This window comes from Pseudomonas sp. (assembly GCF_026224925.1).
GTDB lineage: Bacteria > Pseudomonadota > Gammaproteobacteria > Pseudomonadales > Pseudomonadaceae > Aquipseudomonas.
Genome location: NZ_JAMFRV010000343.1, coordinates 1 through 7,702, shown reverse-complemented (window position 1 = coordinate 7,702; position 7,702 = coordinate 1). Strand labels below are relative to the sequence as shown.

Genomic DNA, 7,702 nt, shown 5'->3' with positions numbered 1-7,702 from the left:
GTTGTCCCTTTTGCCAAAGACCGTAACGAAGACTCCCCTGACATCCAATTGGCGCCTGCGGTCGACAGCGAAACCGCCTCCAATGATCTGGAGTTGATCTATCCCTACAAAGATGACGCACTGCCACCCAGCGAAAAGAACAAACCGAACCCGGTCACACTCAACGGTGAACTTCAAGTCGTGACGCCGCGCAAAGTCAGCAGCTTCAAGCTGTCGAAGAAAGACATCGGCGCAAAGCAGACGGACGACAACATCACTGTCACGTTATTGAGCCTGGACAAGAACGCCGCTGAAGTCGAAATACAAAACAATGCTGATCTTTCCGATGAATTGGTCGATGACGAATTCAGCCCACTGATTGTCCAGGCACAGGACAAAACCGGGCACTACCTGACCCGAGCGGGAGGCATCACGCAAAACGCCGCCCAAGTAGCCTTTTATGAGAAAAAACTTGCGGCGTTAATGGATCAAAAGCAGCTCACCCCAGAGTATCAAGCACAACTTAACGCCGAAATGCACACGTTCAATCAGCAGCAGAAGACCCATTACGCCAAAGTATTTTTCAACGGAATGGTCGATAAGGTCGACGTCAGCGTGCTCGATTACTCGCAGACTAAAGTCAGCAAGACCGAATTAAGCGTTCCGGTGCGTCAGTTCGATGAACACGCCTTTGGCCCGAAAGTGCAGCCCCTGCTCTTGCCCGTCGTCGTGCACGACACGCAGGCGGCAGACTTCCTCAAAACCTACGACATGAATGAGGAGCAATTCAAACAATCCATCGTTTTACACCAAAACGTAGATAACATCGAAGACGCAAAAATCGAGTTCAGCCACCCGCCGAGCCTCAACGATGATCTGCTCGGCCCGTTACCGGCTGTAGACCAAACCCCCATCACGTTTTATGCCCAGGGGGTAGACGACAAGCAAGGCGACAAGATTGACCTGCCGCTCGACTCCTACGAGTTTGATGCCGTCCAGGGCGATATCAGTTACGACCTGACGCAATTCCCCCACGTGCCGGCCTATGCATCAGGCAGCGTGCCGCTGTTTTTCGCCAACATCGAAAAAAGCTTCATGGACGTCGCCCAATTACCCAAAGGCTTGTCGTTGAAGGGCAACGCGCTGGTCATTGATCTCGCGACTTTCCCAACTGAGAAATGGCGGTTTTACGCCAAAGACAATACGAGTAAGTACCTAAAGGAAATTCTCGCCGTCAGCCACCAAGCCTCGCAATACAGCGATGCAATGTTTGACGTCCACTACTTCTACGGAGAACCGACCATCCTTGAGGCTTATCAGCGCACCGACTTGAAACAAGTGAAGTACGATTTCAAGGTCAAACTCGAAAAACCGAGCGCCGCCAGTCTTGAACAGCTGGGTCAGAAATCCTCGGCCGCGCCTGATGATGACGACGAGTAAACCTCGTCGCCGGCATCAACCTAAAACGGCGATGAGCGCTGACAACGCGAGCTGTCGCCGTTAATGCGGCGCAGTTCACCTTGTAGATGCAGTTGCCAGATGGGTACATCCTCGGCCACCTGATAGCCGTGCAATGCAAGACTTTCGGCGATGGCCATTAATACGGATTCGGCGGCGAGCGGTCCATGAAAAGGACCTTGGGCTTTGAGAGCAGAGGGTTGTTCACCGGACATCCCGGCGGCGAACAGTAACGTCCACATACCGTTATCCCCGGAGAGAGGGCGAATCACACATTCGATACGGGTAACCAGGCCCAGGCATTGGCGGGTAAGACAGAGGCTGCGCGACATGGCGAGCTCCTCGTTGGCTACAGTGTTCACGCCTCAGACCGATGGAGACGCGCGTCAATCCTTTTGACAACTGTGGGTTCCTCCAGAATAGAAGAGAAACCGGATTCTAAAAGTCTGAAAAGCGACGGGGCGCCGAATGGTCATGTCAGCCAGTCGACGCCCTGCCGTCTATTTCTTCTTTTTCGCCAACGCTTTCAGTTCTGGTTGCAACTGCGCTGGCTCTTTTTCCAGCTCTTCCCTGAAGTCTTCATCGCTGAGCATTTCAGCGATATCACGCAGACGCTCCACAACCCGAGCGTTAACACTGCCTTCCGGAAACTGGCCTTTTTCGTTAGGTGCTCCCGCAGGTTCCCCCACCAGCAGGCTCAATGCTTCATCGGCCTGCCGCACGGCGTACACGTGGAATTGTCCATCGCGCACCGCTTGCAGCACCCGCTCGTCGAGCATCAGCGTGGCCACGTTAGCCTGTGGAATAATCGCGCCTTGCTCGCCGGTCAAACCGCGCGCTTCGCACAGACGGAAGAAGCCTTCGATTTTCTCGTTAACTCCGCCGACCGCCTGCACTTCGCCGAACTGGTTGATTGAGCCGGTAATCGCGAAACACTGTTTAAGCGGGGTTTTCGACAGCGCCGAAATCAAGGTGCAGGCTTCGCCTAACGATGCGCTGTCACCGTCCACGTAACCGTAGGACTGCTCTAGCGCAATGCTCGCGGAAATCGCCAGCGGGAATTCCTGCGCATAACGGCTGCCCAGATAACCGGTGAGAATCATCACGCCTTTGGAGTGAATGGGCTGACCGAGGTTAACCTCACGTTCGATGTCGACAATGCCGCTGCCACCCGGATACACCGACGCTGAAATCCGCGCAGGAACACCGAAAGCAGAGTCGCCGACTTCCAGTACCGTCAGCCCGTTGCACTTGCCCACGGCAGCGCCATCGGTGTCGATGAGGATAATGCCCGCCAGCATGTCGTCGAGAATTCGTGCAGACACCCGACCGGTGCGCGTGGCTTTAGCCTTGAGCGCACGCTCGATATGCCCGGCATCCGTCTTGTCGTCATTGGCCAATTGGCGAATGAAGTCTGCCTCGCTGACCAACTGGAACAAGTCGCCGATACGCGCTGACAAGCGGCCCTGGTGTTCAGCCAGTCGGGCGCTGTAAGTCGCCAAACGCGCCACGGCGTCCGCAGTCAACGGCGCCATGCCTTCTTCTGAAGTGCGGGTTTTCAGCAACTGGGCGAACTGCTCCAGACTTTCGTCGACCATCGGGATGTCTTCATCGAAGTCCACCAGCACCCGGAACATCTCCTGGAAGTCCGGGTCGAGGTCTTGCAGCGTGTAATACAGCGAACGTGCGCCAATGATGATGACTTTGACCTGCAGCGGGATCACTTGCGGAGTCAATGTCACGGTCGCCAAACGACCCAGTTCGCCCAAGGGCGACTCCATCTTCAGCTTGCGCGATTGCAGGGCGCGTTTCAGTGCATCCCAGACAAACGGCTCACTGAGCATTTTCTCGGCTTCAAGCACTAGAAAACCACCGTTGGCGCGGTGCAATGCACCGGGACGCAACTGCCGATAGGTGGTGTAGAGCGCGCCTTGGTCGGTGCTGTACTCGATACGGCCAAACAGATTGTCGTACGTCGGGTGCGGCTCGAATACCACTGGGGCGCCGGCATTATTCGGGTGACCCACGACCAGACTTGGGCAGTATTGCTCTTCGAGCAGCTTGCGCGCTTCGGCGTCGGTTTTGCTGTCGTCGACCAGTTGCTCGACGACTGTTTTCAACAGATAGACCTGAACACCCTGCAAATAGGCGCAAACCCCGGCGTTTTCAGCGTACTTCTGCGACAGCGGCGCCAACAACGGCTGCAACGCCAAGGTGATGGTTTCTTCGTTCAACTGACGCATCTGGTTGCTGGATTCACGCTTCCATTGCGGCAAGCTCGCCAGCTCTTCGTTGAGGCGCTCTTCGAGAGCGGAAATATCCTCGTGGAAGCGCTCACGGTCAACTTCCGGCAACTGTGAAAATTCAGCTTCATCCACCGCCTTGCCTTCGCTCATGGGCGTAAAGGCGATGTTGGTGCTGTCGCGGTAAAGGGCAATGTCCTTTTCCAGCGCCAAGCGCTCGATCACGTCCAGTGCCTTGTCGTAGCGCTGATTGAATGCGCGGTCGATGGCGCTTTTTTTCTGCTGGTAAGACGGGTGTTCAAACACGGCTGGAAAGGTTGCCAGCAGGTTATCGATCAGGCCGTTGATGTCGGCAATGAACGCGCCAGCGCTGCCAGAGGGCAATTCCAGGGCGCGCGGCTCGCGAGGTTCGTCGAAGTTGTTGACGTATACCCAATCCGACGGGGTTTGCATGCGCTTGCCCTCGGCCTTGAGGTAGCGCTTAACGAACGAGAACCGGCCAGTACCTGGCTCGCCCATGACAAATACGTTGTAACCGGGGCGCGGCATGGCCACACCAAATTGCAGGGCTTCTACTGCTCGCTCCTGACCGAGCACTCCGCGGAAGGGTTCCAGATCATTGGTCGTCGTAAAGGCGAACTGTTCGGCGGAAAAAGGACGTGTTAGCGCTTCAGGCGCAAGTCGCAGGCTGGCAGCAACAGTATCGGGCATCGGACATCCTTACATCAGGCAGGGCAGATGGGGGCATTCTGGCGCTCGCCGTACCCGGCTGGCAAGGCGCTCCGAAGGGGAATATTTTCCGATGGCTCGCGACCCCGACGCGGCACTGTAAAACCTGCTTTTCAGATAACAATTTGCAATAAATCACGGAACCCTCGGATCGGGCCTAAACTCCAAGTTGCGCAGCGGGCAATAATAAATCCGGCTAGCCTTGGTAGTTTATATGCCAGGAACCCGACCCTTGGTTGAACATAAAAGAGAATAAAGCTATGAAACGGATTCTTCTCGGTACTCTTTTCACCGTGGTATCTCTTAACGCAATGGCCCAGGCACCCGGTGGCCCGGACTGTGGCTGGGGCAATATGTTGTTTGAGGGGCAGCGCGGTACGCCGGCGCATTTCCTCGCGTCAACGACTAACGGGTCGTCGGGTAATGCCACCTTTGGTATGACCTCCGGCACTAACGGTTGCGCAACTAACGCTAAACTGACCTACGGCGGCAAATCCTGGATTGCCATGAATGGCATGATGGACGAACTCTCTAAAGACATGGCAATGGGTCAGGGTGAAGCATTGACCACGTACGCAGTGGTGTTGGGCGTTGCACCGGAAGACCGTGCGCACTTCGCCGCTGTCACCCACGAGCACTTCCAGCAAATTTTCAGTAAAGCTGACACCACTGCAGAGGATGTCCACACCAACACCCTCGCCGTGCTTAAAAACGATCCGGTTCTGGCCAAATACGCTACCCAGGCTTAAGGTTCGTTTGCCTGCCCCCCGGTCAAGGGGGCAGGACACCCATGCGATGCACAATGCTTGATCCTTAATTCTGACTAGTTGCCCTCTATGCTCAAACGCATTGTGTATGTGGCGCTTTTTGTCTGCGCCCCGCTGTATGCCGCGCCCCCTGTCGACACTGATCGCTTGCAGCAACTAGCGAACACCCCCCTTTGGATTGCCCTAGGTCATTACGTCACTGCCAAACTGGGTGGTTGGCGCAGCTACGTCGACGACCCAAAATTCTTTCTCGCCGCCAACGGTGCTCACGACCCGGCAGCGGAACTTAGCGCGACCCTTCAAGCCATCTATAAGCCAGTAAGCAGTGATGCGGCGACGCAAAACGCCCATGCGCAGTGCGTTTACCCAGCGCGCACGCATTTTTTGCGTGATCAGCTGCATCTGACCGATTTGCCCGTTGTGGACTGCACCGAATTTAAAAAATGGTACAGCGACGTCGCGCCGGACAGCACCGTGCTTATTTTTCCAGCGGCGTATTTGAACAGCCCCTCCTCCATGTTTGGCCACACCCTGCTGCGAATCGACCAGGCCGACGTGCAGAAAGACCACACCGCACTGCTCAGTTACGCGATCAACTTCGGTGCGTACATCGAAGGGATACAACAGCATTCTGTATGCGTGGAAAGGACTGATGGGGGGTTATCCGGGCCTGTTCGCGCTGGTGCCCTATCAAGAAAAACTGTCTGAATACCGCAGCCTGGAAAACCGCGACTTATGGGAGTACCGGCTCAACCTGACGCCGGAAGAAACCGGGCGAATGGTCGAACACGTATGGGAGCTCAAGCAGATTCGCTTCGGCTATTTTTTCTTCGACGAAAACTGCTCTTACCGTTTACTGGAGCTACTTCAAGTCGCACGGCCAGGCCTTGAGTTAACCAAATTGTTCCCGCTGACGGCGATCCCCACCGATACCGTGCGCGCCGTAAAACAAGCCGGGATGGTGGAGAAAATTGATTACCGACCTTCCCGTGAGCGCGAGTTGCTGAATCGCGCCGCGCCGCTGGACGCTGATGAGCAGCAATGGGTGCTAAGGGTCAGCGCCGACCAGAAACAGCTGCAGAACAGCGACTATCTACGCTTGCCGAAAGAGCGCCGCGCCCTGATTCAGGACGCGGCTTACCGCCTGGAGCGTTACCGCGCCAACGGTCAGGAGCGCGATACCGATCGCTCGCAACGCAGCTTCGACTTGTTGCGCGCGATCAGCCAGAACCCGCCGCCGCCATTGGAGATTGCACGCCCAGGGCTGCCGGAAGATGGGCACGAGTCCCGCACGTGGCAATTGGGCGCCGGCAGCCGAGACAACAAAGCCTTTGCCGAATATGGCCTGCGCATGGCGTACCACGACCTGAACGACAACGCTTATGGCTTCCCGCTGGGGGCGCAGATCGAGATTCTGCAACTCAAGGTGCGCGAATACGAAGGCAATCAGTGGCAAGTGCAGCAGCTTGACGTTGCGACGATCCGCTCTCTGACGCCACGCACAGATCTGCTCAAGCCTTGGTCTTGGCAAGTGACCGGTGGCCTGGAGAGGGTCTTGGGCAAACATGACGCTGAACGGTTGGTGAGTCACGTTAACGGCGGCGCAGGCGGTACCTGGCAACTGGGCGACAACATACTCGGTTTTGCGCTGGGCACGGTACGGATTGAACACAACACAGACTTTTCAGCGCTTGTGTCTCCGGCAGCGGGTTTTGATACCGGCCTGCTGTGGCGAAACCCGCTGGGCAACCTGAGTGTCGAAGCTAAAAGTGATTACTTCACCAATGGTGAGGTACGCCGTAATCTGAGCCTGAATCAGCAGTGGGAACTGTCTCGCAACCTTGGCCTGCGCCTTAGCGCCCAACGGGAGTTCAGCCAACTGGCTTCGCCGGTCAATGAAGTGATGCTGGAAGTGAAGTGGTACCACTATTGAGCGGTATTTGGGCTAAAAACTTCCCGAATAAATTCGGTCCTACAGTTTGAACCCACAAGGAGAAAACGCCATGAGCCGCGCTTTCGTCAACGAAGACAATGCGGCAGCCCAGGCCAGCCAGCCGGTAGAGCGTAGGGTCAGCGAACAGCCCAATTACCTGACGGCCCGCGGACTTGAGCAGTTGCAAGCACGAGTGGCTGAGTTGCAGGCGCAATACAGCGAGCAATCCGCTCAAGGCGATCAGGCAGACAAACAACGCCAGGCCGACATCGAGCGTGACCTGCGCTATTTCAATCAACGCCTGCAGACCGCTCAAGTCGTCGCACCCGCTACGTCCACCGATAAGGTGCAAATTGGCAGCTGGGTGACGTTTGCAGCTGAAGACGACACTGAACAACGGGTGCAACTGGTCGGCGAAGATCAGGCCGATGCCAGCAGTGGGTTGATCAATTGGGGCTCGCCATTGGGCCGTGCACTAATCGGCGCAGCAGTAGGCGACGAGGTGCTGTGGAAGCGCCCGGCGGGGGATCAGTTGATTGAAGTTGTGCGCATTGAGGCGGATGTTTGAAAAAGGCTTCCCGAATGAATTCGGT

5 protein-coding genes and 1 pseudogene are annotated in these 7,702 nt (G+C 56.3%); 4 read left to right on the top strand and 2 right to left on the bottom strand.

Going from position 1 to position 7,702, the window contains the following annotated elements; genetic code table 11:
* Window positions 1–1,419, top strand: a 1,419-nt coding sequence (locus tag M0974_RS15050; RefSeq protein WP_297838126.1) for a hypothetical protein, incomplete at its 5' end; no start/stop codon positions are given.
* A gap of 20 nt (window positions 1,420–1,439) precedes the next feature.
* Here M0974_RS15050 and M0974_RS15045 read toward each other — a convergent pair.
* Window positions 1,440–1,769 (bottom strand): hypothetical protein, encoded by a 330-nt coding sequence (locus M0974_RS15045; RefSeq protein ID WP_297838124.1) that lies wholly within the window; start codon window positions 1,767–1,769, stop codon window positions 1,440–1,442.
* Between the two features lie 168 nt (window positions 1,770–1,937).
* On the bottom strand, window positions 1,938–4,391 hold the full coding sequence (locus M0974_RS15040) for a Lon protease family protein (RefSeq protein WP_297838122.1): 2,454 nt from the start codon (window positions 4,389–4,391) through the stop codon (window positions 1,938–1,940).
* A 278-nt stretch (window positions 4,392–4,669) separates the two neighbouring features.
* Between M0974_RS15040 and M0974_RS15035 the strand changes: the two genes are divergently transcribed.
* The 3 genes and pseudogenes from M0974_RS15035 (at window position 4,670) to M0974_RS15025 (ending at window position 7,677) form a co-directional block, all read left to right on the top strand.
* Complete coding sequence (locus tag M0974_RS15035) at window positions 4,670–5,158, top strand: DUF3015 domain-containing protein (RefSeq protein WP_297838120.1); 489 nt, start codon at window positions 4,670–4,672, stop codon at window positions 5,156–5,158.
* A gap of 87 nt (window positions 5,159–5,245) precedes the next feature.
* Window positions 5,246–7,109: pseudogene (locus M0974_RS15030) on the top strand (DUF4105 domain-containing protein).
* A 70-nt stretch (window positions 7,110–7,179) separates the two neighbouring features.
* Window positions 7,180–7,677 carry a GreA/GreB family elongation factor gene (locus tag M0974_RS15025; RefSeq protein ID WP_297838117.1) on the top strand — a complete coding sequence of 166 codons (498 nt, stop codon included), beginning with the start codon at window positions 7,180–7,182 and terminating at the stop codon, window positions 7,675–7,677.
* Window positions 7,678–7,702 lie beyond the last annotated feature (25 nt).

Excerpts from the sequence above, each read along its gene's own strand:
- M0974_RS15045 (WP_297838124.1), bottom strand. The coding sequence starts at position 1,769 with ATGTCGCGCAGCCTCTGTCTTACCCGCCAATGCCTGGGCCTGGTTACC.
- M0974_RS15040 (WP_297838122.1), bottom strand. The coding sequence starts at position 4,391 with ATGCCCGATACTGTTGCTGCCAGCCTGCGACTTGCGCCTGAAGCGCTA.
- M0974_RS15035 (WP_297838120.1), top strand. The coding sequence starts at position 4,670 with ATGAAACGGATTCTTCTCGGTACTCTTTTCACCGTGGTATCTCTTAAC.
- M0974_RS15025 (WP_297838117.1), top strand. The coding sequence starts at position 7,180 with ATGAGCCGCGCTTTCGTCAACGAAGACAATGCGGCAGCCCAGGCCAGC.